The sequence below is a fragment of the Arenibacter sp. 6A1 genome (assembly GCF_012272855.1).
Classification (GTDB): domain Bacteria; phylum Bacteroidota; class Bacteroidia; order Flavobacteriales; family Flavobacteriaceae; genus Arenibacter.
In genome coordinates, this window is the sequence record NZ_JAAXCQ010000006.1 from 37430 (window position 1) to 57896 (window position 20467).

At 38.7% G+C, this 20467-nt stretch carries 20 protein-coding genes; 12 read left to right on the top strand and 8 right to left on the bottom strand.

Annotated features, from left to right (window positions below; genetic code table 11):
• Positions 1 to 240: 240 nt before the first annotated feature.
• From HCG49_RS06680 to HCG49_RS06690, 3 genes are all read left to right on the top strand, one after another.
• Positions 241 to 1119: a PPK2 family polyphosphate kinase gene (locus HCG49_RS06680; protein ID WP_168468767.1), complete on the top strand. Its 879-nt coding sequence runs from the start codon at positions 241 to 243 to the stop codon at positions 1117 to 1119.
• A complete protein-coding gene (locus HCG49_RS06685) occupies positions 1116 to 2489 on the top strand; it encodes a M20/M25/M40 family metallo-hydrolase (protein WP_168468768.1) in 1374 nt (457 codons plus the stop codon). The genes HCG49_RS06680 and HCG49_RS06685 overlap by 4 nt, the downstream gene beginning before the upstream one ends.
• Before the next feature lie 189 nt (positions 2490 to 2678).
• The gene (locus HCG49_RS06690; RefSeq protein WP_168468769.1) at positions 2679 to 3611 is read left to right on the top strand and encodes a peptidylprolyl isomerase; all 933 of its coding nucleotides are present in this window, start codon (positions 2679 to 2681) and stop codon (positions 3609 to 3611) included.
• An 883-nt stretch (positions 3612 to 4494) separates the two neighbouring features.
• On the opposite strand, the gene HCG49_RS06695 is transcribed toward HCG49_RS06690, so the two are convergent.
• The 3 genes from HCG49_RS06695 to HCG49_RS06705 all read right to left on the bottom strand — a co-directional run bounded on the left by HCG49_RS06695 (position 4495) and on the right by HCG49_RS06705 (position 6447).
• Positions 4495 to 4686 carry a cold-shock protein gene (locus HCG49_RS06695; protein WP_026812084.1) on the bottom strand — a complete coding sequence of 64 codons (192 nt, stop codon included), beginning with the start codon at positions 4684 to 4686 and terminating at the stop codon, positions 4495 to 4497.
• A 419-nt stretch (positions 4687 to 5105) separates the two neighbouring features.
• Positions 5106 to 5744 (bottom strand): peroxiredoxin, encoded by a 639-nt coding sequence (locus tag HCG49_RS06700; RefSeq protein ID WP_072763013.1) that lies wholly within the window; start codon positions 5742 to 5744, stop codon positions 5106 to 5108.
• Positions 5745 to 5883: 139 nt separating this feature from the next.
• Complete coding sequence (locus HCG49_RS06705) at positions 5884 to 6447, bottom strand: thioredoxin family protein (protein WP_168468770.1); 564 nt, start codon at positions 6445 to 6447, stop codon at positions 5884 to 5886.
• A gap of 200 nt (positions 6448 to 6647) precedes the next feature.
• Here HCG49_RS06705 and HCG49_RS06710 point away from each other — a divergent pair, with 200 nt between their 5' ends.
• Together HCG49_RS06710 and HCG49_RS06715 are read left to right on the top strand one after the other, a co-directional pair.
• Positions 6648 to 6953 carry a phosphoribosylpyrophosphate synthetase gene (locus HCG49_RS06710; protein WP_168468771.1) on the top strand — a complete coding sequence of 102 codons (306 nt, stop codon included), beginning with the start codon at positions 6648 to 6650 and terminating at the stop codon, positions 6951 to 6953.
• Entirely contained in the window at positions 6950 to 7288 is a 339-nt protein-coding gene (locus tag HCG49_RS06715) for a tRNA-binding protein (protein WP_168468772.1), read from the top strand. The genes HCG49_RS06710 and HCG49_RS06715 overlap by 4 nt, the downstream gene beginning before the upstream one ends.
• A gap of 116 nt (positions 7289 to 7404) precedes the next feature.
• Here HCG49_RS06715 and HCG49_RS06720 read toward each other — a convergent pair whose 3' ends face one another.
• From HCG49_RS06720 to HCG49_RS06730, 3 genes are all read right to left on the bottom strand, one after another.
• Positions 7405 to 9930, bottom strand: a complete 2526-nt coding sequence (locus HCG49_RS06720; RefSeq protein ID WP_168468773.1) for a M14 family zinc carboxypeptidase — start codon at positions 9928 to 9930, stop codon at positions 7405 to 7407.
• Positions 9931 to 10699: 769 nt separating this feature from the next.
• Complete coding sequence (locus HCG49_RS06725; RefSeq protein WP_168468774.1) at positions 10700 to 11071, bottom strand: PUR family DNA/RNA-binding protein; 372 nt, start codon at positions 11069 to 11071, stop codon at positions 10700 to 10702.
• 79 nt (positions 11072 to 11150) lie between these two features.
• On the bottom strand, positions 11151 to 12905 hold the full coding sequence (locus HCG49_RS06730; protein WP_168468775.1) for an ABC transporter ATP-binding protein: 1755 nt from the start codon (positions 12903 to 12905) through the stop codon (positions 11151 to 11153).
• Between the two features lie 182 nt (positions 12906 to 13087).
• On the opposite strand from HCG49_RS06730, the gene nusB reads away from it, so the two are divergent.
• The 3 genes from nusB to yajC are packed head-to-tail and all read left to right on the top strand — an operon-like array spanning position 13088 to position 14848.
• Positions 13088 to 14035: a transcription antitermination factor NusB gene (nusB, locus tag HCG49_RS06735; protein ID WP_168468776.1), complete on the top strand. Its 948-nt coding sequence runs from the start codon at positions 13088 to 13090 to the stop codon at positions 14033 to 14035.
• 42 nt (positions 14036 to 14077) lie between these two features.
• The gene (locus HCG49_RS06740; protein WP_168468777.1) at positions 14078 to 14551 is read left to right on the top strand and encodes a DUF1573 domain-containing protein; all 474 of its coding nucleotides are present in this window, start codon (positions 14078 to 14080) and stop codon (positions 14549 to 14551) included.
• Between the two features lie 9 nt (positions 14552 to 14560).
• Positions 14561 to 14848, top strand: coding sequence for a preprotein translocase subunit YajC (yajC, locus tag HCG49_RS06745; protein ID WP_168468778.1), 288 nt, complete (start codon positions 14561 to 14563; stop codon positions 14846 to 14848).
• A gap of 173 nt (positions 14849 to 15021) precedes the next feature.
• On the opposite strand, the gene HCG49_RS06750 is transcribed toward yajC, so the two are convergent.
• On the bottom strand, positions 15022 to 15618 hold the full coding sequence (locus HCG49_RS06750; protein WP_168468779.1) for a YdeI/OmpD-associated family protein: 597 nt from the start codon (positions 15616 to 15618) through the stop codon (positions 15022 to 15024).
• A 12-nt stretch (positions 15619 to 15630) separates the two neighbouring features.
• Positions 15631 to 16857, bottom strand: coding sequence for a peptidase T (gene pepT / locus HCG49_RS06755; RefSeq protein WP_168468780.1), 1227 nt, complete (start codon positions 16855 to 16857; stop codon positions 15631 to 15633).
• 73 nt (positions 16858 to 16930) lie between these two features.
• On the opposite strand from pepT, the gene HCG49_RS06760 reads away from it, so the two are divergent.
• The 4 genes from HCG49_RS06760 (at position 16931) to HCG49_RS06775 (ending at position 20134) form a co-directional block, all read left to right on the top strand.
• Complete coding sequence (locus HCG49_RS06760) at positions 16931 to 17347, top strand: hypothetical protein (protein WP_168468781.1); 417 nt, start codon at positions 16931 to 16933, stop codon at positions 17345 to 17347.
• 83 nt (positions 17348 to 17430) lie between these two features.
• Positions 17431 to 18471, top strand: coding sequence for a quinone-dependent dihydroorotate dehydrogenase (locus HCG49_RS06765; protein ID WP_168468782.1), 1041 nt, complete (start codon positions 17431 to 17433; stop codon positions 18469 to 18471).
• A 136-nt stretch (positions 18472 to 18607) separates the two neighbouring features.
• A complete protein-coding gene (locus tag HCG49_RS06770) occupies positions 18608 to 19234 on the top strand; it encodes a LysE family translocator (protein ID WP_168468783.1) in 627 nt (208 codons plus the stop codon).
• A 33-nt stretch (positions 19235 to 19267) separates the two neighbouring features.
• Positions 19268 to 20134 carry a hydroxymethylglutaryl-CoA lyase gene (locus HCG49_RS06775; RefSeq protein WP_168468784.1) on the top strand — a complete coding sequence of 289 codons (867 nt, stop codon included), beginning with the start codon at positions 19268 to 19270 and terminating at the stop codon, positions 20132 to 20134.
• The last annotated feature ends 333 nt before the right edge of the window (positions 20135 to 20467 follow it).

The window sequence follows — 20467 nt, forward strand, 5'->3', positions numbered from 1 at the left end:
TTAGTAGTGATTCTTCAATTTATTCGATAAAATCGAGCTTTATTCCGTAATGATGGACGAAATAAGGAAATTACAAGGAATAAAGGAATAATGGTTAGCCTATGTTGGGGCAACTACTCATCGGTGACGCTGCCTTCATAAAGTTGTTCTTTGCTAATTCACATATGGTTCGGATATATCGGGATAATTTTGTATTTTTTTGTTTCCTAACAGGCCATTCCATGGCTTTAAAACCTATCCATGAAAAATCCATTAGCTTCAGAATTTAAGGTCACTGAACCAATAAGCTTGTCAGGCTTAGAAACCAATGATGATTTAGAGGCATCGCCTAAAAGATTACGTAAAACCCTAGAAAGTGTCAGGGTAGAACTCGGAGAGTTTCAGGATGTAATGTATGCCCATGCAAAATACAGTGTGCTTATCTGCTTACAGGGCATGGATACTTCTGGGAAAGACAGCCTGATTAGGGAGGTCTTTAAGGATTTTAATGCCAGAGGAGTCGTGGTGCATAGTTTTAAGGTGCCTACGGCATTGGAATTAAAGCACGATTATCTTTGGCGGCATTATATAGCGCTTCCTGCCAAAGGGAAATTTGGAGTGTTTAATCGTACCCATTACGAAAATGTCTTGGTCACTAGGGTGCATCCCGAGTATATAATGGGCGAACATATTCCTGGAATTAATAGCACGGAAGACATCGATGAAAAATTTTGGAAAAAACGCTTTGAACAGATTAATAACTTTGAACGACATATAGCAGAAAACGGTACTTTGATCTTTAAATTCTTTCTGCACTTATCCAAAGAAGAGCAGCGACAGCGATTGCTGCGAAGGTTGGCATTAAAGAAAAAAAACTGGAAATTTTCTCCGGGCGATTTAAAGGAGCGTGCTCTTTGGGATCAATATCAGTTTTGTTATGAAGAAGCTATAAATAAAACCTCTAAACCACATGCCCCATGGTATGTAGTTCCTGCCGATAATAAAAAAGCAGCTAGGGTTATTGTGGCTTCTATTTTATTGGAAGAGTTAAAAAAATACAAAGATATAAAGGAACCGGAATTGGATGAAAAAATATTGGCTAATTTAGAAGATTATAAAAAACAATTAGAAGCCGAATGAAGCAATTACTGGTAATATTAGTACTCTTATCCACACAAATTAACGCACAAGATCGAGACGAAAAACAAATAAAAGCCCTTTACCACCACGCCTTGACAGAAGGCAGTGGTTATGGTTGGTTACATCATTTGTCTACTAAAATAGGGGGGAGGCTCTCCGGATCCCTACAGGCGCAACAAGCTGTAGAATACACGAAATCCCTTTTAGATAATATGGGCCTTGATAAGGTTTGGTTGCAGCCGGTAAAAGTTCCAAAATGGGTGAGGGGAACGCCCGAGTTTGCCTATATAGAAAGTGCTCCCGGTATTACGAACAATGTAGCGATCCGTGCCTTGGGCGGGTCGGTGGCCACCCCTTTTGGCGGACTAAAAGCCGAGGTGATCGAAGTGAAAAGTATCGAAGCCCTAAAGAACTTGGGGAGAGAAAAGATCGAAGGGAAAATAGTATTCTTTAACCGCGCTATGGATCCTAGTCTTATAGATACTTTTCAGGCTTATTCCGGATGTGCAGACCAACGTTATTCTGGGGCCGCGGAAGCCGGGAAATACGGGGCTGTTGGGGTGATCGTCCGTTCTTTAAATTTACGATTGGACGATTTTCCGCATACAGGGGCCATGAGCTATGGCAATACCCCTGTAGCCGAAAGGATTCCGGCAGCCGCCATTAGTACCAATGGGGCCGAGCTATTAAGTACCACCTTAAAATTGAACCCCAGCATTAAATTATATTTTAAACAGAATTGTAAAAATCTTCCTGATGTAGATTCCTATAATGTCATAGGAGAAATTAAGGGAAGTACCCATCCCGAAGAAATAATTGTTGTAGGCGGACATTTAGATTCCTGGGATTTGGGAGATGGTTCACACGACGATGGCGCTGGCTGCGTACAAAGTATGGAGGTGTTGCAGTTGTTTAAAGCAACGGGATACAAGCCTAAACGAACCATAAGAGTGGTGTTGTTTATGAACGAAGAAAACGGATTGCGAGGCGGTACTGCCTATGCCAAAGAAGCCTTTGCCAAAAAGGAACGGCATATTTTTGCCCTAGAAAGCGATTCGGGCGGATTCACACCACGCGGATTCACCATCGATGCCAATGAAAAGAATTATGAGCAAATACTGAGCTGGAAAAACCTTTTTGAGCCCTATCTAATTCATTTGTTTCAAAAAGGATACGGAGGAGCAGATATTGGCCCCCTAAAAGACGATCGTATTGTTTTGGCAGGCTTACGTCCGGATACGCAACGCTATTTTGACCACCACCATTCTGATAATGATACTTTTGAACACGTAAATCAGCGCGAATTGCACCTCGGTGCTGCTACTATGGCCAGCTTGGTGTATTTAATCGATACTTATGGGATTAAATAACGAAGGCTTTCCCAAGTGAAAAATAAAAGGCCAGCCTTTTCTAGTAAACGGGGAAGGGGTGCCGTAACCCACTGATAGTCAAATTAAGAACGAATAGAAAAAATAAGGCAAAAGAGAAGGGCTTAGCGTGCAAGTCTTTTTAAAAAGAAAACAAATCCTTATCTTTGCCCGACAATTAAAAATAGCGATATGCAAGACGGAATTTACGCAAAATTCAATACTTCAAAAGGAGAGATAACAGTAAAGCTTACCCATGATAAGACCCCAGGAACTGTAGGTAATTTTGTGGCATTGGCAGAAGGAACTTTAGAAAATAAGGTGAAGCCTCAAGGAACACCTTACTATGATGGATTAAAATTCCATAGAGTAATTCCAGATTTTATGATCCAAGGAGGTTGTCCTCTTGGAACTGGTACAGGTGACGGTGGTTACAAGTTTGACGATGAGTTTCATCCAGAACTTACCCACAATGGTCCAGGAGTACTTTCTATGGCAAATGCGGGTCCAGGAACTAACGGAACCCAGTTTTTTATTACTCATATCGCTACCCCTTGGTTAGATAACAAACATACTGTTTTTGGTCATGTTACCGAAGGACAAGATGTTGTTGATGCTATTAAGCAAGGCGATAAAATAGAAAGTCTTTCTATCGAAAGAGTTGGAGCAGAAGCTGAAAAATGGAATGCAGTGGAGGCATTTCGTACTTTTGAAGGATCAAGAGAAAAAAGATTGGCCGAAGAGAAAAAAAAGATATCTGCAGAATTAGATAAAGTAGCTGCTGGTTTTGATGAAACCGAAAGCGGATTGAGATATAAGATTATTCAAAAAGGAAACGGAGCAAAATCGGTTAACGGGAAAGAAGTTTCTGTTCATTACGAAGGTTCTTTGTTAAGCGGAAAGGTTTTTGATTCATCATACAAAAGAAATGAGCCTATTAGCTTTGAATTAGGAGTTGGTCAGGTAATCCCAGGATGGGATGAAGGAATTGGCTTATTGCAAGTTGGTGATAAGGCTCGTTTTGTGATCCCTTCACATTTGGCATATGGAAGTGCTGGTGCTGGTGGAGTAATTCCTCCAAACGCGACCTTGATTTTCGATGTAGAATTAATGAAAGTAGGATAATAAATTTCCACTTATATATTGTTAAGGCCCTAAGAAATTAGGGCCTTTTTTTATACCTAATAACCAGAAAACATCGGGTTTAGATAGATAAAGGGTCTTCCTGTATTCTAGAAAGTTCAGGCGAATATGTAGCGATGATGTACCTTGTGCAAGTAGTAGCCAACGCTTGGGCTCCCTTCTAGGAAAGGATAATTCATAAAGGAGAGGTAGGTGTTTTTCTTTATTCAATGCTTATTTTTCAAAAGGAAACATGGCATAAGTGTTATTTAATGATGCGTTAGGGATGGCGGCGGCATCCCCGCAGCGGAGCAAGGGATATAGCCAAGAGCCCGACCGACGAAGGAGGGAACGCCCTAATAAAATATAGGGATATTTAGAAAATTAGGGGTACGCTGATTGCACAGTGGAAGGCCTTACCCATTTGAAAGAATTTAATGTGGGAGCTGTTTTAATGGATTAAAAGCAGTGGCATTACAACTTTAAATTTGGCACATAGCGTGGCTGTGGGAAAACCCAAAGCTGAGGAGGGACTTTTTAGTTGTATGATCTATAACAGAGAGCGCTTGCCGTCTATTATCTTTTTGTTTTGTTAAGACTTAATGCCAATAGGGCAATATTAATAATCAACAAACACAACAAGATGGTGAAAAATGTTGTCATAATAAATAGTAATTATTGGGGGGAGGTTATGTTTCTTTTCTTTCAGATGCAATAGAAGAATATTGGTTGCGTCAAAAGAAGAATTATAATAGGAAGAATGTTTCGATTCCGGGTTAAAAGGCTTATAATAGAATGCTTTATCGGTAATAAAAGGTATAGAAATAAAAAAAGCCCTTCCAAATGGAGGGGCTTCTATCTTTTAAAAAAAGTTGTACCGTAATTATTAAATCACTTTTACATTTACTGCGTTCAATCCTTTTTTACCTTGTTGTAGTTCAAATTCTACAACATCACCTTCACGAATTTCATCGATTAATCCAGAAATGTGTACAAAATGATCTTCGCTTGAGCCTTCTTCAGTGATAAATCCAAAACCTTTAGAATCGTTGAAGAATTTTACTGTTCCTTTATTCATTATAAAAAATTAAAAATATTATATTGGGACAAATATAAAACATAATTATTTAACTCAATGATTTTTTGATAGTTATATTTAAATAATTAGTAATAAAAGATTTTTTAAGGGAGTAGTATTATACGGTAAGCCCCTATTAAATAACGTAGTTACAAAGATTTAGGTGGCCTCTAATCTTTTTTGTCACCAGCTAAGTTTTGGCTCAATATAACCCTTTAACCTCTTCAATGTGGTAAAAATAGGTCCTAAGGCAAGTTATAGGTCATCAAAATTGACCCTATAAATGGTTTATTAAGGATGGGGTAGGGCCACAATGCAAAAAGCGTTGGGGATAAAGGAATTTAAAAAGCCTTCCCATTTGAAACAAGAAGGCTTTAAACACAAAATTAGAAGATACCTAGGATATCAGCAGTTAAAATTTAGATATTAGGTTGTGGTGTCATTCTTAAATAAGGCTTTACCTCTTCTACTCCTTTAGGGAATATTTTTTTAGCATCTTCAGTGGTAATAGCTGGACTAACCACAACTTTATCTCCGTGTTTCCAGTTGGCAGGTGTAGCCACTTTATGATAAGCGGTTAACTGTAAAGAATCTATTACTCTTAATAGTTCATGGAAATTACGACCCGTAGATGCAGGGTAGGTAATCATTAGTTTAACGGTTTTATCTGGAGCTATGATATATACAGAACGCACGGTTAAATTATCATCCGCATTAGGGTGTATCATATCATAAAGAGTAGAGACTTTTTTGTCTTCATCGGCTATGATAGGAAAGTTTACGGTTGTGTTTTGGGTTTCGTTAATGTCTTTGATCCATTCGTTATGCGATTCCTTGCCATCTACACTAAGGGCAATCATTTTTACATTACGTCTATCAAACTCATCCTTAAATTTGGCTGCAGATCCCAATTCTGTGGTACAAACAGGTGTAAAGTCTGCAGGATGAGAAAACAAAATTCCCCAAGAGTCTCCTAAATAGTCATAAAAATCAATCATGCCTAAAGAGGTGTCCGCGGTAAAATTTGGAGCTAAGTCGCCCAATCGTAATGTTGCCATTGTAAGTTGTTTTAAGGTTTAAAATATATAGTCTATAAAATTAGTAGATTAAGCTTGTAATCAAATTTTATAAAGGTTAAAAATGTATTAAAATTTTATTGTTTGGTTTTGGTTCAAAGGCCTAAAAGTAAAACCTGGTCTATTTGGCTTTCTTCCATTTTATATTGCAGCCCATGCTTGGTTTTTGAACTTCGGATATGGCGGTGCCATCAATAAGGGAATCCATGGCCTGTTTGAGATCTTGGCCGGTAACGGGAATTTCGTTTCCTGGTCGCGAACTGTCATACTGGCCCCGGTAAACCAACAGCAGTTTAGGGTCGAATAAATAAAAATCGGGCGTACAAGCTGCATCGTAAGCCTTGGCTACTTCCTGGGAACTGTCATAGAGATAAGGAAAGGTGTAGCCTGCTTCTTGACTAACCAAGGTCATTAATTGAGGGCTGTCTTGCGGATAGTTTTCTACGTCGTTGCTAGAAATAGCAATAAAATTGATGCCTTTTGGTTGATATTTCTTGGCTAGTTGGCTTATGCTGGCATTGAGATGTTTTACAAAAGGACAGTGGTTGCAAATAAACATGATCACCGTGCCCAGACGTCCTTGTAGTTCTGATAAAGCTTTGTATTCATTGGTAGTGGTGTCCAGTAGTTTAAAATCTGGTGCTTTCGTGCCCAAAGGCAGCATATTGCTAGGAGTGTTTGCCATAATTAAAGGGTGTTGATACAGTTGTTAAGATACAAAGTTAAAAGATATTTAATTTATTTGTGTCCCGTCCCAACATTAGTTAATTTAATGGTCAATATAAGTTTTAAATTATCAAATGAGCATGGCCGAAAACTGATCGCAAAGGCGAATTCTGACATGCGAATTCCATAAAATCGATTTAATAACCATAATTTTTGTATATGAATAATATGTATTCTAGTTTATCCGTGGCCATTAACGAACTTAAAAAGGAAGGGTATACAGAAGACCTTAACCTTTGTGGCAAGGGGATAGAAAATAAAAAACTCAAGCGAATGTATGCCGCAAAAGATTTTAATGTGGTACAATACTTTCGTTTCGAAGGAATGACCAACCCTGGAGATAACGCCGTTTTATATGCCATTGAAACGACTGATGGCGACAAAGGATTATTGGTGGATGCCTATGGCATGTATTCCGGAAATATTTCCAAAGAATTAATCGAAAAACTTAAAATTTCAGAATGAGCGATACTATTGCCTGGCCCGACTTTGCAAAGGTCGATATGCGTGTTGGTGCCATTATAGAAGTCAAGGATTTTCCCGAAGCCCGTAAGCCGGCTTATCAATTGGTCATAGATTTTGGTCCGGAAATAGGGGTCAGGAAGTCTTCTGCTCAGATTACCGATCGCTATTCAAAGGAGGAGCTTGTGGGAAGGCAGATTGTGGCCGTGATTAACTTTCCAAAGAAACAAATTGCAAATTTTATGAGCGAATGCCTTGTTCTAGGCGCGGTAGAAGGGCAGGATGTGGTGTTATTAGAGCCAGGGGCACAGGTGCCAAACGGGCTTAAAGTCTCTTGATAAATATTGTCAAGGAGCCTAGGTGAATATTGGGATTTTTTAGTCTCATAGGGATGTCAAAAAAAAATCCCCTGCCAAAACAATGGAGGGGATTTGAATATGATGTTAGGGTGGTGTTACATGATTTTACCAAAAAAGATGGCGTTCATCAATAATTTATTGGTGCCGTACCAAAATCCTCTGAAATTGGTATTATCGGTAAAAACAATTACCCGGCCCTTGCCCATTCGCTGAACCTGAAAAGGGACACTGTTCTTGATCAGCGCAAGATTTTCTTCCGAGATATAACCGCTCAATAAAGGCGTGTTGGTGTACTTTATGGGGTTGTTAAAACTCTCCTTATCGGCTTCTATATAAATATTGGTATTTCTAAATATGGGAAGCTGTTCCTTTTGGTAGCCAAAATTAATGGGGTGGGAACGGTCCAAGCTTGTTTCAAATATGGCGCCCCCAGTAATTTGGGCTCCTAAGAAATCTTTCTTTTGGCCAAAGCTAATATTTTTAGCCACCAAGGTGTCCTTCTTGAATGTAAGTTTTATAAATTCATTTTTAGACAACCATTCCGTGGCATTTCTATAGCCTATAAGTACTCCGCCATTTTGTACCCACTGTTTTAGTTTTTCATTGCCATTTTTATCCAAGCCATGCCCACGACTGCCGTTGGGTAAAATAATAGCCGTGTACTTGGCCAAATCTATGCGGTTAAAATATTCCGTATCTAATTTAGTGAGTTTTATATCGTAACGTTGATCTAACAAATGCCAGATTTCTCCGGCGTCATAGGAGGTGATGCCGCTGCCTACGATCATGGCTATCTCTTGTTTCTTAAGGGGCTCAAATTCATTACTGCCCAAATCTATTCCCTTTGTCAGACCTGTTTGTACGGCCACCATGTTTACCTTACTGTCATTGGAAATTTTCTTTAATACCGCATAGAGCTCCTTACTGTCAAAACGCTGGTTTTGGACCGGTATCATAATGGAGCCGTAATCATATTGTTTGCCTTCCACAAAGAACGGTTGCTTGGCTACCTTAGCTCTGATCCCCATATTGAGGATGCTATTAAGCGCTTTTGGGGTGTAGTATTCGTGCCATTCGAATAAGTAGGCATAATTGCTTTCCTTTTCAATAGTGGTCGTCAGCGGGGTTAATTCGGTGATTTCTTCTCCGGCATAGTTCATGGAGGGCACTTCGGTATAATCAACATTAAAGGCCAACGGAAATGTCCAAGCCGAAATATCGTAAAAAAGACTGTCCGTAAACTGTGTTCTTTTTTCGAACATGGCCTGGACCAAACGATAGTTCTTTTGTTGGGTAGGAATCACAAAACTACTTTCCTTTTTATATGCTTTTCCGCCAAGGGTTACATCCTTGTCCAGGGCGTGAAATTTAATTTTATGACGGTGAAGGATTTCGGCCAAATGCCATGTTTTGGCAGCATCTTTTGTATCCCCAAAAATTAGTGCCTTCGTTTTGTTTTTTTCAGCTTCCTCCTTTGCCGTCTGATAAAAATCGCGCTGATAGGCCAATATTTTTGGGCGCATATTTTTTGCCGCTTCAATGGTCGAAAGGGCCGTGGTAAATTGGTTGCGAATGGTAAAAGGAAAACTTAGGAGTCCGTTTTCGCTTTCCTGAAGGTGCCCACGAGAACTCCCTTGTTCGAACAAAATACCAATGCTGCCGTTTATATCGGGGAAGGTAGATCCTTTACCGTAGAAATAATCGTCAAAATTTTCTTCGGAATAATATAAGGAGCCAATATTATCCAAGGCCTTAGCGTGGTAAGTGCCTATTTCTCTGGTAAGCTCCTGGTTTAATTTCGGGGTCAGGGGATGTACCCGGCCAGGAACTCCCGGTTGAAAGAAAAAGGTAGAATTGGTGCCCATTTCATGGTGGTCGGTGAGAATATTGGGCATCCATTTGTGAAAGCTAGCTATTCTGGCCCTACTCTCTGGTAGCTGAACCGGAAGCCAATCGCGGTTCATATCAAACCAATAATGGTTGGTGCGCCCTCCTGGCCAAACCTCATGAAATTCCCGATCGTTAGGATCAGAAACTAGATTTTTACTCTTGTTGGAATTGGCCCAATAGGCAAATCGTTGCAAACCGTCCGGATTAAAGGAAGGGTCGAGTAAAATAACCATGTCCGCTAGCATAGCCTCCATTTCTGGACCTTGAGCAGCAGCTAAATAATAGGCATAGGCCAAGGCGGCATTAGATCCGCTGGGCTCATTTCCGTGAATAGAAAAACCTTGGTAAACCACTATAGGCATAGTGTTTACGTCATGTTTTTTGTTAAAATTTTCGGTAAGATCAAGATGCTCCTTTCTTATGATATCTATGTTTTTATGGTTGCTCGGACTTGTTACCGTAGCCAATACGAGAGGGCGGCCTTCAAAGGTAGTCCCCCTGTTTTCTAGGGTGATCCGGTCGCTCGCCTTGGCCAATGCCTGCATGTAAAAAAGCAGCTTGTCATGAGTAACATGCCATTCACCTACTTCATGGCCAATAATGTCCTTGGGGGTAGGGATAGTTGGATTATAACTGACATTGTCCGGTAGGTAATAATCTAGGGTAGGTGTTTCCTGGGCCGTCAGATTTTGCAAAACGGCCAATAGTAAAAAAACAATGGTTTTTCTCATGGGCTAGTAAGTTTTATCGATTTAAAAGGGTTTATAATGGCAAATACTAAATGCGGCCTAAAAGATACCATAAAAGATATGGAAGGCAAATGAAATGTGGTTTCTTCTAGTTCTTTAATGCCGTCCTGCCCCATTTTTTTGATACTAAATAATCTTTTTTTTTGGGCGTTCCCTCCTTCGTCGGTCGGGCCCTTGGCTATATCCCTTGCTGCGCTGCGGGGATGCCGCCGCGGTCCCTAACGCGGTAATCAATCAGAAATTATGTACGTCCCTGATATAGGGTGACCACAAAAAGTGGAAAACTATGAAAGCAAATATACAGCGTATTCGCAAGCGGCGTAAATACTCGGAAAAATTCAGAAAGCGCCTGGTTTAAGAATTCGATAAAGGCAAGTTTAGTATTCCATAATTGGTGAAATTTCATGGGGTTATTCTTGCGACCAATTATCGGTAGATCTATAAATTCTCTACCTTTAACGAAACCGGATTTAGATTTATAGAGGTGAAAGACAGAAGCAGCAAAAAGATGAAAGAGCTTTGTTAATGAATTTCCCTGATCCCTAATCATTAGGCTATTCCGTTTTTAGATAAGTTGTATTGGCCGGTAGTCTCGCGATTTGGAGGGAGAAAAACTTTTTTGGGATAGGTAGATCCCGGAATTTGCACCATACACCTAACATATAGGGATGGAAGGAATTTTAGAAACGTTTTAAAATAAAAAACGACCCTTTGTAGAAGGGCCGTTTTAAGGTATGTTGTCAATAGAAGATTAAATATCATCGAAGTTTACATCTGTAAAGCTATCTGTAGAAACGATAGGGTCATTGTCAGTAAGCTCTTCCTTTTTAAAATCTTTTTGATGGCGTTCCGAGATCACTTCAGAACCTTTTTCATTAATAATATAATCCATCATTTCATCTAAGTTCTCTTTAAAGGCTGTGAAGTCTTCTTTATATAAATAAATTTTATGTTTTTTATAGTGAAAAGATCCATCGTCATGTGTAAACTTCTTGCTCTCCGTAACCGTTAAGTAGTAATCTCCTGCTTTTGTACTTCTAACATCGAAAAAATAAGTTCTCCTTCCTGCTCTTAAAACTTTTGAGTATATCTCTTCTTGGTCCATTAAATCTTTTTCGCTCATTTCGTCTAGTGTCTAGTTAATTTACTTAGATATATATATGTCAAAAGTGGAAAAAAAAACCTAATCTAACAACATTTTTTTATTTTTCTTTCTTTGAGAGTTGATTCTTATATAATTCTTTATAATATCCTTGAACAGAATTCAATTGATCGTGTGAGCCTTCCTGAATTAATTTGCCGTTTTCCAAAACTAAAACCTTATCGGCATTTTTTGCAGAAGATACCCTATGGCTTACAATCAGGGTAGTTTTATCTTGGGATTCCTTTTTAAGCTGATTTAATATTTGTTCTTCGGTTTCGGTATCTACTGCAGAAAGGCAGTCGTCGAAGAGATATATTTGCGGGTTTTTTATCAATGCCCTAGCAATGGATACACGTTGTTTTTGTCCCCCACTAAGAGTAATGCCACGTTCTCCTAGAACTGTGTCGTATTTTTTGGTAAAATCCATTATGTTTTTATGGACCACGGCTTTTTTGGCCACTGCAACAATTTCTTCATCGGTAGAATTTTCTTTTCCAAATTTGATGTTGTTTTTAATGGTATCGGAAAAAAGGAAGGCGTCCTGAGGGACCGCACCAATCGCTTGGCGCAAGTTCTTTAAATTAAGGTCTTGTATGGGAACGTCATCGATCAAAATAGTTCCGGCATCAATATCGTATAATCGGGCAATAAGATCTAAAATAGTAGACTTTCCCGATCCGGTCTTTCCGATAATTGCAACAGTCTCTCCTTGGTTTATGGTAAAGGAAATATTGTTAAGGGCAGTAATATTGGTGTCCTGATAGGTGAAGGAAACATTTTTAAATTCTATTTTACCCTTGATAGGGGTGTCTTTGGTCGTATGACTAACGATGGCAGGTTCTTCTTTTAAGAACTGGTTGATTCTTTTTTGGGATGCTTCTGCCCTTTGTACAATAGAGGTAACCCATCCAACAACGGCTACCGGCCATGTAAGCATATTGACATAGAGAATAAACTCGGCTATAATCCCCACAGATTCTATTTCTCCATTTATATATTGCTGACCACCCACATAAATAACAAAAATGTTACTGATCCCGATCAACAAAATCATTAAGGGAGAAAACCAAGCATTCACCTTGGCCAAATTCATGCTCTTGTCTTTTCCCTCATTGGCCAACCCTTTTAGTTCGGCGTTTATTTTAGGTTCAAGGGCATAGGCTTTGATCACAGAAACACCAGAGAATGATTCTTGGGTAAAGGCAGACAATGTCGATAAAAACTCCTGTACTATAGTGGAGCGGTGATGGATTATTTTGCTGATGACATATATTAAAACAGAAAGGACAGGTAGTGGTAATAGTGCATAAAGGGCTAGGGTAGGAGCCTTGATAAACATTAATGGGATAAGGCAAACAAAAAGCGTTAAGGTCTGAATACCGTACATAATGGCAGGACCACCATACAAGCGTACCTGATTGACATCTTCACTAATCCTGTTCATTAAATCGCCGGTGCGGTTTTGTTTATAAAAATTGAGGCTTAAACGCTGATAGTGTTCAAAAACTTCATTTTTTAAGTCGTATTCAATGTAGCGCGAAACATTAATAATGGTTTGTCTCATTAAAAAGGTGAAAAAACCAGAGAGTATGGCCGCCCCCACAATGATAAGGATGTATTGTAAAAGAAGGTCCTTGGCCTCTGCTTGTAAAAGGTCGTTCTTTATAAAATCTTCGACAACTTCGATGGACTTTTTGACATAGGAGGGCATGACCAATTGAAATACCCGTGCCACTATGGTAATAAAAATACCAACAAGGAGTTTAAACCTATATTTTTTAAAATATTTATTGAGATGTTTAAGTTCTTTCATCCGATCGGAAACTGGAAAACTGAGATTATAAAATGCAATTCTACAAAGATAGTAGTTTGCTGCTAAAACAAATGTTATAAAAGCCATAAGATAATCGACCCAAGAGTAGTAGTGATTAAAAAATATAATCTTATTTTTGTAGCCGAAAAGATTTAATATATTTCACTAAAAGTTCTTTAACAATGCTTACAAGAAGGCACATAAGAGTAAAAGTTATGCAATGCATATATGCATTGACACAGGCAAAAGATGATTCGCTGAAAAAACAAGAAAATTTTTTGCAGGCAAGCATTGATAATATGTATACCCTATACCTGTTAATGTTTAGTCTTTTTATAGAGGTTCATGAAAGGGCTTCAGACCAAATCAACCTTTCGTCCAAAAAATATTTGACGGATGCTGCCGACAACTTACCCAACAAAGAAAAATTCCTAAACAACAAATTATTGCTTCAGATCGTAGGCAATAAGTCCTTGTCCGATGAGTTGGAAAATCGGAAATTGAACAACTGGTACTTAAACGAAGAGTACGTTAAGATTATCTACAAAGAAATTATCGAGAGCGAGCTATATCAAGAGTATATGGCAAAGCCAAGCAGTACTTACGAAGAAGACAAAAAGTTGATTTTGGATCTTTTTAAGAATATTATCGCACCGAACGAAAAAATCTATGAGTATTTCGAAGACGATAAATTAACTTGGGTAGATGATATTCCTATTGTAAATACCTATATCTTAAAGCAATTGAAAAAAGTTAAGGAAAGCGATCTTCCTTCTTATTTTCTACCACCACTTTTAAAGGATAGTGAAGATTTGGAATACGCCAATAAATTACTGACTAAGACCCTTTTGAACAATCAGAAGTTAGAAAAGGAAATAGAGGGGAAAACACCTAATTGGGACAAGGATAGGATTGCCGATATCGATGCTATATTATTGAAAATGGCCATTTGCGAACTTTTAAATTTTCCGTCTATCCCAGAGCGTGTAACCATCAACGAGTTTTTGGAAATCGCTAAAGAATATTCTACTCCAAAAAGCAGTATTTTTATCAATGGAATTTTAGATAAATTGGTGAAGGAATATATGGACGAAGGAAAGCTTAAAAAAGTAGGAAGGGGTCTCTTGTAAATAAATAATCCTTAATTTTACAACAACTAAAAAATATTAATTATGAAAAGAATATTCTTAACATTAAGTTTTGCTTCTGTATTAGTGCTTTTTTCTTGTAAGGAAAATGCATCTAGTAAAATTAATGCTGAAAATGTTGAGGTGGCCGCAGATAGGGATGCTGCCGCAAAAAGCTTACCTGTGATGAGCTTTGATAAAGTAGAACATGACTTTGGTTCTATTGAACAAAACAGCCCGCAAGAAACAATTTTTACCTTCACAAATACCGGTGATGCGCCTTTAATTCTTACAGACGCAAAAAGTAGTTGTGGATGTACTATACCAGAATATCCAAAGAACACTCCAATCGCACCAGGAGAGACTGGTAAAATGGTAGTGAAGTTTAATGGTGCTGGTCAGAACCAAGTAACAAAAACAATTTCTGTTTCTGCAAACACTAGTAAAGGAACAGAAACCTTAAGAATTAAAGCATTCGTTAACCCTAAAGGAACAGGCGCATTAGGACCTGTTAAATAAATTAAAATTATGTTAGAACAATATCCTTATCTTCCACTTGTATTGATGTTTGTGGTAGTTTATTTCTTTATGATCGCTCCACAAAGAAAACGTCAAAAACAAGAAAAGAAATTTGCCGCAGAATTAAAAAGGGGAGATAAAGTAATTACCAAAAGTGGTATGCACGGAAAAATTTTCGAATTAAATGATAACGATTTTAGCTGTGTATTGGAAACGATGGCAGGTAAAATTAAATTTGATAGATCTGCTATTTCTATGGAGTTGAGCAATAAATTGAATGCTCCAGAAAAAAAGTAATTACTATTTTTTGTAAAAATATAAAAAGCACTGACCTTAGGTTGGTGCTTTTTTAGTTTATACAGCCTGTGGTCCGCTAATTTTTATAGGGCTACTAGAGTTCTGTTGATCCCTATCCGAGGATCAAAGTGTATTAATGATTGCTGATGGCCAAATTCATTAGATATAAAAGCCTAATTTTTTCGATACCCATCGTGTAGGCCCAGTCCCTCTAATAATTTAGGGGTACATTTTTCCAGTCTAGCGTGTTTTGTTTTTTCTTGTTTTGCTTCGCTAACATATTCGCAGTACTCCCTTTGTTTGTATGGGGGCAGTTGATCGAAGTTCGTTCGCAATGTTGGATTGGAATTTAAAAGAGTTGTTAGCAACGGAGGAACTGTAATGGGTTTTTTCTTTTGTGGGGCTAAGCTCAATCCTTTTTTCTGATTGTCTATGGCTTCTTGTATATAGGCTGCTACTGTACGGGCGTCTATTTCCTCTAAAGCATAGAATTTCCAATGGCGCATGGCTTTGGTTACGCCTTCCTGCGCGTTTTCCAATACTTTAACGGGGTCTGATAAAAAGACCCCGTTATAAAACCATATTCCAAAATAGGACTTAAACGCAATGATACCTAATACATTTTTCTTGTCCAGGGTATACACCGGACAGCTCCATTTAAAGGATTCTTCCAGTTCGGTTTTTAGGACTATTTCTCGCAAAAGAGCAATGCCCTCTGTAAAGGGGTGCTCCTTTTCGTAATAGCTTTCTATCTTTTCCTGGACTGTCATATCATTACGCCCTTAGTTTCTTTGAGCTGTAAGTTCGCATATTTTTACAATAACATCAACGGCTTTTTGCATACTTTCTACGGGAACATATTCGTATTTGCCGTGGAAATTATGTCCGCCGGCGAAGATATTTGGGCAAGGTAGGTTCATATAGCTCAATTGAGAGCCGTCGGTTCCCCCTCGAATTGGTTTTATGATCGGAACTATATCTAGAGATTCCATTGCTTCTTTGGCAATATCTACAATATGCATCACCGGTTCTATTTTTTCACGCATATTAAAATATTGGTCCATGAGCTCTATTTGGATGTAGTCGCCATGGCGCGTATTGAGTTTTTGCGTTATTTCCTGCAGCAATTGTTTTCTGGCATTGAACTTTTCCATGTCATGGTCTCTGATGATAAGTTCTAATTCGGCATGCTCTATAGTACCATTGATATGGTGCACATGAAAGAATCCTTCTCTAGCCGTCGTTTTTTGGGGGACTTCATCAGCAGGTAATAGGGACATAAATTCGTTGGCTATGGAGATGGCATTGACCATTTTTCCTTTGGCATAGCCAGGGTGTACACTTTTACCCTTGATGGTTACCTTTGCAGAAGCGGCATTGAAATTTTCATATTCCAATTCCCCAATCTGGCTGCCGTCCATTGTATAGGCCCAATCGGCCCCAAAGGCAGCTACATCAAATTTATGGGCGCCACGGCCAATTTCTTCATCAGGAGTAAAGCCTACTCGGATATTTCCGTGCTTAATTTCCGGATGGTTGATCAAATACTCCATGGCCGTTACAATTTCTGTGATCCCTGCCTTGTCATCTGCTCCCAATAAGGTGGTCCCGTCCGTCGTAATCAGGGTGTTACCCTTGTACTGCAACAAATCTTCAAAATAATCGGGCGATAGAATAATGTTTTCTGCTTTGTTCAGTACAATATCGCCTCCGTCATAATTTTTTACCAGTTGTGGCTTTACATTGGTAGCGGTAAAATCTGGTGAAGTATCAAAATGTGAAATAAAACCAATGGTAGGTACTTGCTTGTCTATATTGCTTGGCAGTGTAGCCATGATATAAGCGTTGTCGTCAATGGTAACATCCTGCATACCGATCTGTTTTAATTCCGCTACCAGAAGATGTGCCAGCGTCCATTGTTTTTCCGTGCTGGGAGTATTGTTAGAATTAGGATCGCTTTGGGTGTCGATAGTGATATAACTAATAAATCTATCTATAATTTGTTGCATAAATATAATTTTTACACAAAAATACTGTTTATATAGTAGTAAGCGAATACTTGTTTAAGACAAATTACCTTGTATGAATTTAAACCAGACCTTCCTTTTTATAACGCTGATAGCTTCTTTTTTTTCTTTGCACGCACAGAACGATTGCGGGTTGGGAATTGGGATTGGCGATACAGATAATATTATTCAGGTTTTTCAGCTTAATGGAGAACAGCTTGCTAAATTAGAGGAGTTTAAGGCGGCTTTGGAGGGCGAAATGCGGGGCATTGAGGAGGCGGAAGTTATCCTTTTTGAAAAACATCCTCAAAGTACGGCCGAGGAATTAACTGATTTAGGCAAAAAGCACGAGGCGTTGCAGTTGCAAATGGTAGCAGTTTCCAGAAAATACGATTTAAAATTACTGGCCTTATTTAATGAAAAACAGTATGTTAGGTATATTTCCCTCTGTAAAGAAGTCTCTAGGAAACCCTTGGATTTTAAACGGGAATAAATTTCATAACTATGTTAATAAAACTACGGTATAAAGGATAGAATACTTCTGTTAGTTTGTATTTTTGTGAAAATTATTTTTACATGTACAAGCTTATAATTCGTCCTATACTTTTCCTCTTTGATCCCGAAAAAGTACATCATCTTATTTTTAATTCCGTTCGTTTTTTTAAAAAAATCGGCTTGTCCGGTTTGTTTAGATCTCTTTATGTGCTAGACGACCCTCGGTTGGAGCGGGAGTTATTTGGTCTGAAATTTAAAAACCCTGTAGGTTTGGCTGCTGGTTTCGATAAGGATGCCAAATTGTATAACGAATTAGCAGATTTTGGTTTCGGATTTATTGAAATAGGAACCCTGACGCCAAAGCCACAAGACGGAAATCCAAAAAAACGCTTGTTTCGTTTAAAATCGGATAGTGCTATTGTAAACCGAATGGGGTTTAACAACCAGGGAGTAATGACCGCTGTTGAAAACCTTAAAAAGCCCCACAATATATTGGTGGGCGGTAATATTGGAAAAAACAAGATAACCCCTAATGAGCTGGCCGTAAAGGATTATTTGATATGCTTTGATGCTTTGTTCGATTATGTAGACTATTTTGTTGTCAATGTAAGTTCGCCCAACACTCCAGGGCTGCGAGAGCTTCAGGATAGGGCTCCATTGACTGCTTTGTTATTGGATCTTAAAAAAGAAAACACCAAGTTGGCAAAGGAAAAAGGAACGAAGGAAAAACCGATCCTTTTAAAAATTGCTCCAGATTTAACGGATAGCCAGTTAATGGATATCATAGGGATTGTAAACGATACTGTCATTGATGGAGTTATTGCGACAAATACTACCATTGCTCGTGAAAATTTGAGTTCTCCAAAAGAGCTACAAGAAGAAATGGGAGGTTTAAGTGGTAAACCATTGACCAAAAGAAGTACCGAGGTAATCCGATTTCTTTCTCAAAAAAGTAATAAAGCGTTTCCTATTATAGGGGTGGGAGGTATACATTCTGCCGAAGATGCTATTGAGAAATTGGAGGCAGGAGCAGATTTAATTCAATTGTGGACAGGCTTTATTTACGAAGGGCCGGCACTGATAAAGAAAATCAATAAGGCTATTTTAAGCACTAATAAATAGGACGTATTAGTGTTTCTACCATAAGAATGCTTACTGCCTTCGCTAGGAGGTAGTAAGCAATAGAATTGCTTGGTAAGGGCTATAATTTTGAACAAGGAAAATTACGGATCTTAGATAAGCTTCAATTTTTATTAGCGTGAATTACGAAATCCTATACACCTTTGTCTTTTCTACGGCATTACTGGCAATTTCGCCCGGACCTGATAATATATATGTGCTTGTACAGAGCATGTGTAATGGGAAAAAGTATGGAATAGCTACGGTTGCCGGGTTGATGACGGGTTGTTTGGTACATGCCACTCTCTTGGCTTTTGGGGTTTCTGCACTTATCAAGGAAAACGAGAAGTTATTTTTTATTATTAAATTGTTTGGGGCCCTGTACTTGTTTTATTTGGCTTATCGTGTTTATAAGAGCAGTGGGGATATCAGCATTTCCGAGGATGGTGTGCCTAGAAAAGGATTGCTTCAATTGTATAAACAGGGTTTTATCATGAACGTTTTAAACCCAAAGGTGACCATTTTTTTCTTGGCATTTTTTCCTGGGTTTCTATTTAGTAAAGAACTGAACATGGTAGTGCAGTTCTATATACTGACTGCCATTTTTATAATAGTTTCTTTTGTAGTCTTTAGTGGGATAGCGATTCTTTCGGGAACGATAGCTACCTATATTAAGGGGCATCCAAAGCTTGGCAGTATCTTAAAGTGGGTTCAGATAATTGTTTTTACAAGCATTGGTATTTATCTATTGTTATCTGATAAATAATGCTAATTTTGATAAAGCTATTTTCTATTTTGAATGTCTGATACGGTAAAAATTATAGAATGTCCTAGAGATGCCATGCAAGGCATCAAAACCTTTATTCCTACCGAAAAAAAGGTTAAGTATATTCAGTCTTTGTTGAACTGTGGTTTTGATACCATTGATTTTGGTAGTTTTGTTTCTCCAAAGGCTATTCCGCAAATGACCGATACTGCCGAGGTACTCTCTTTGTTAGATCTTTCCAAGACAAAAAGTAAGTTATTGGCTATTGTAGCCAATGTACGGGGAGCACAGGCTGCGGCCGAACACCATGAAATTGACTATTTAGGCTACCCGTTTTCCATATCCGAGAATTTTCAGATGAGAAACACCCACAAGACTATTGCAGAATCTGTGGTAAGCTTGCAAGAAATACAAAAGATAGCCGCGGATAGTGGAAAAGAAGTGGTGACCTATATCTCCATGGGATTTGGAAACCCTTATGGGGACCCCTGGAATGTTGATATAGTAGGGGAGTGGACGGAAAAACTTTCTGATATGGGACTAAAGATCCTTTCTTTATCCGATACTGTGGGCACTTCTACCCCGGAGCAGATCGATTATTTGTTTTCTAATTTAATACCCAAGTACCCACATATTGAATTTGGCGCACATTTGCATACTACTCCTTCTAAATGGCACGAAAAGGTTGATGCGGCCTACCAGGCGGGTTGTCGACGTTTTGACGGTGCTGTCCAAGGTTTTGGCGGCTGCCCAATGGCCAAGGACGAGCTGACCGGTAATATGCCTACCGAGAAAATGTTGTCTTATTTTACGGCGAAGAAGGTAAACGCCAATGTGAATTGGATGGTCTTTGAAGCTGCTTATAATAAGGCTACCGAACTGTTTTCTGCCTATCATTAATGTGGCCAATAGACTAGCGACTATACATCCGAAAAGATTTTTACGGAGCTTATTCCTTGTAAAGATGTTGATTTATACCAGTGTTTGGAGGTTTTTCAAGCAATGCTTCCTAAATATAGATCAGAAATACACTTCTATAGGTATGAAATTATTTTGCGTTAGGGATGGCGGCGGCATCCCCGCAGCGAAGCAAGGGATATAGCCAAGAGCCCGACCGACGTAGGAGGGAACGCCCAAGTGATGATCCTAAAACGCTGATAACGTTGAATATGTGGATGGTGCATACTACCTTCTATATAGATCTGATTCATAAATAATATTGGGAAATACGCT

Excerpts from the sequence above, each read along its gene's own strand:
- HCG49_RS06680 (WP_168468767.1), top strand. The coding sequence starts at position 241 with ATGAAAAATCCATTAGCTTCAGAATTTAAGGTCACTGAACCAATAAGC.
- HCG49_RS06685 (WP_168468768.1), top strand. The coding sequence starts at position 1,116 with ATGAAGCAATTACTGGTAATATTAGTACTCTTATCCACACAAATTAAC.
- HCG49_RS06690 (WP_168468769.1), top strand. The coding sequence starts at position 2,679 with ATGCAAGACGGAATTTACGCAAAATTCAATACTTCAAAAGGAGAGATA.
- HCG49_RS06695 (WP_026812084.1), bottom strand. The coding sequence starts at position 4,686 with ATGAATAAAGGAACAGTAAAATTCTTCAACGATTCTAAAGGTTTTGGA.
- HCG49_RS06700 (WP_072763013.1), bottom strand. The coding sequence starts at position 5,744 with ATGGCAACATTACGATTGGGCGACTTAGCTCCAAATTTTACCGCGGAC.
- HCG49_RS06705 (WP_168468770.1), bottom strand. The coding sequence starts at position 6,447 with ATGGCAAACACTCCTAGCAATATGCTGCCTTTGGGCACGAAAGCACCA.
- HCG49_RS06710 (WP_168468771.1), top strand. The coding sequence starts at position 6,648 with ATGAATAATATGTATTCTAGTTTATCCGTGGCCATTAACGAACTTAAA.
- HCG49_RS06715 (WP_168468772.1), top strand. The coding sequence starts at position 6,950 with ATGAGCGATACTATTGCCTGGCCCGACTTTGCAAAGGTCGATATGCGT.
- HCG49_RS06720 (WP_168468773.1), bottom strand. The coding sequence starts at position 9,930 with ATGAGAAAAACCATTGTTTTTTTACTATTGGCCGTTTTGCAAAATCTG.
- HCG49_RS06725 (WP_168468774.1), bottom strand. The coding sequence starts at position 11,071 with ATGAGCGAAAAAGATTTAATGGACCAAGAAGAGATATACTCAAAAGTT.
- HCG49_RS06730 (WP_168468775.1), bottom strand. The coding sequence starts at position 12,905 with ATGAAAGAACTTAAACATCTCAATAAATATTTTAAAAAATATAGGTTT.
- nusB (WP_168468776.1), top strand. The coding sequence starts at position 13,088 with ATGCTTACAAGAAGGCACATAAGAGTAAAAGTTATGCAATGCATATAT.
- HCG49_RS06740 (WP_168468777.1), top strand. The coding sequence starts at position 14,078 with ATGAAAAGAATATTCTTAACATTAAGTTTTGCTTCTGTATTAGTGCTT.
- yajC (WP_168468778.1), top strand. The coding sequence starts at position 14,561 with ATGTTAGAACAATATCCTTATCTTCCACTTGTATTGATGTTTGTGGTA.
- HCG49_RS06750 (WP_168468779.1), bottom strand. The coding sequence starts at position 15,618 with ATGACAGTCCAGGAAAAGATAGAAAGCTATTACGAAAAGGAGCACCCC.
- pepT (WP_168468780.1), bottom strand. The coding sequence starts at position 16,857 with ATGCAACAAATTATAGATAGATTTATTAGTTATATCACTATCGACACC.
- HCG49_RS06760 (WP_168468781.1), top strand. The coding sequence starts at position 16,931 with ATGAATTTAAACCAGACCTTCCTTTTTATAACGCTGATAGCTTCTTTT.
- HCG49_RS06765 (WP_168468782.1), top strand. The coding sequence starts at position 17,431 with ATGTACAAGCTTATAATTCGTCCTATACTTTTCCTCTTTGATCCCGAA.
- HCG49_RS06775 (WP_168468784.1), top strand. The coding sequence starts at position 19,268 with ATGTCTGATACGGTAAAAATTATAGAATGTCCTAGAGATGCCATGCAA.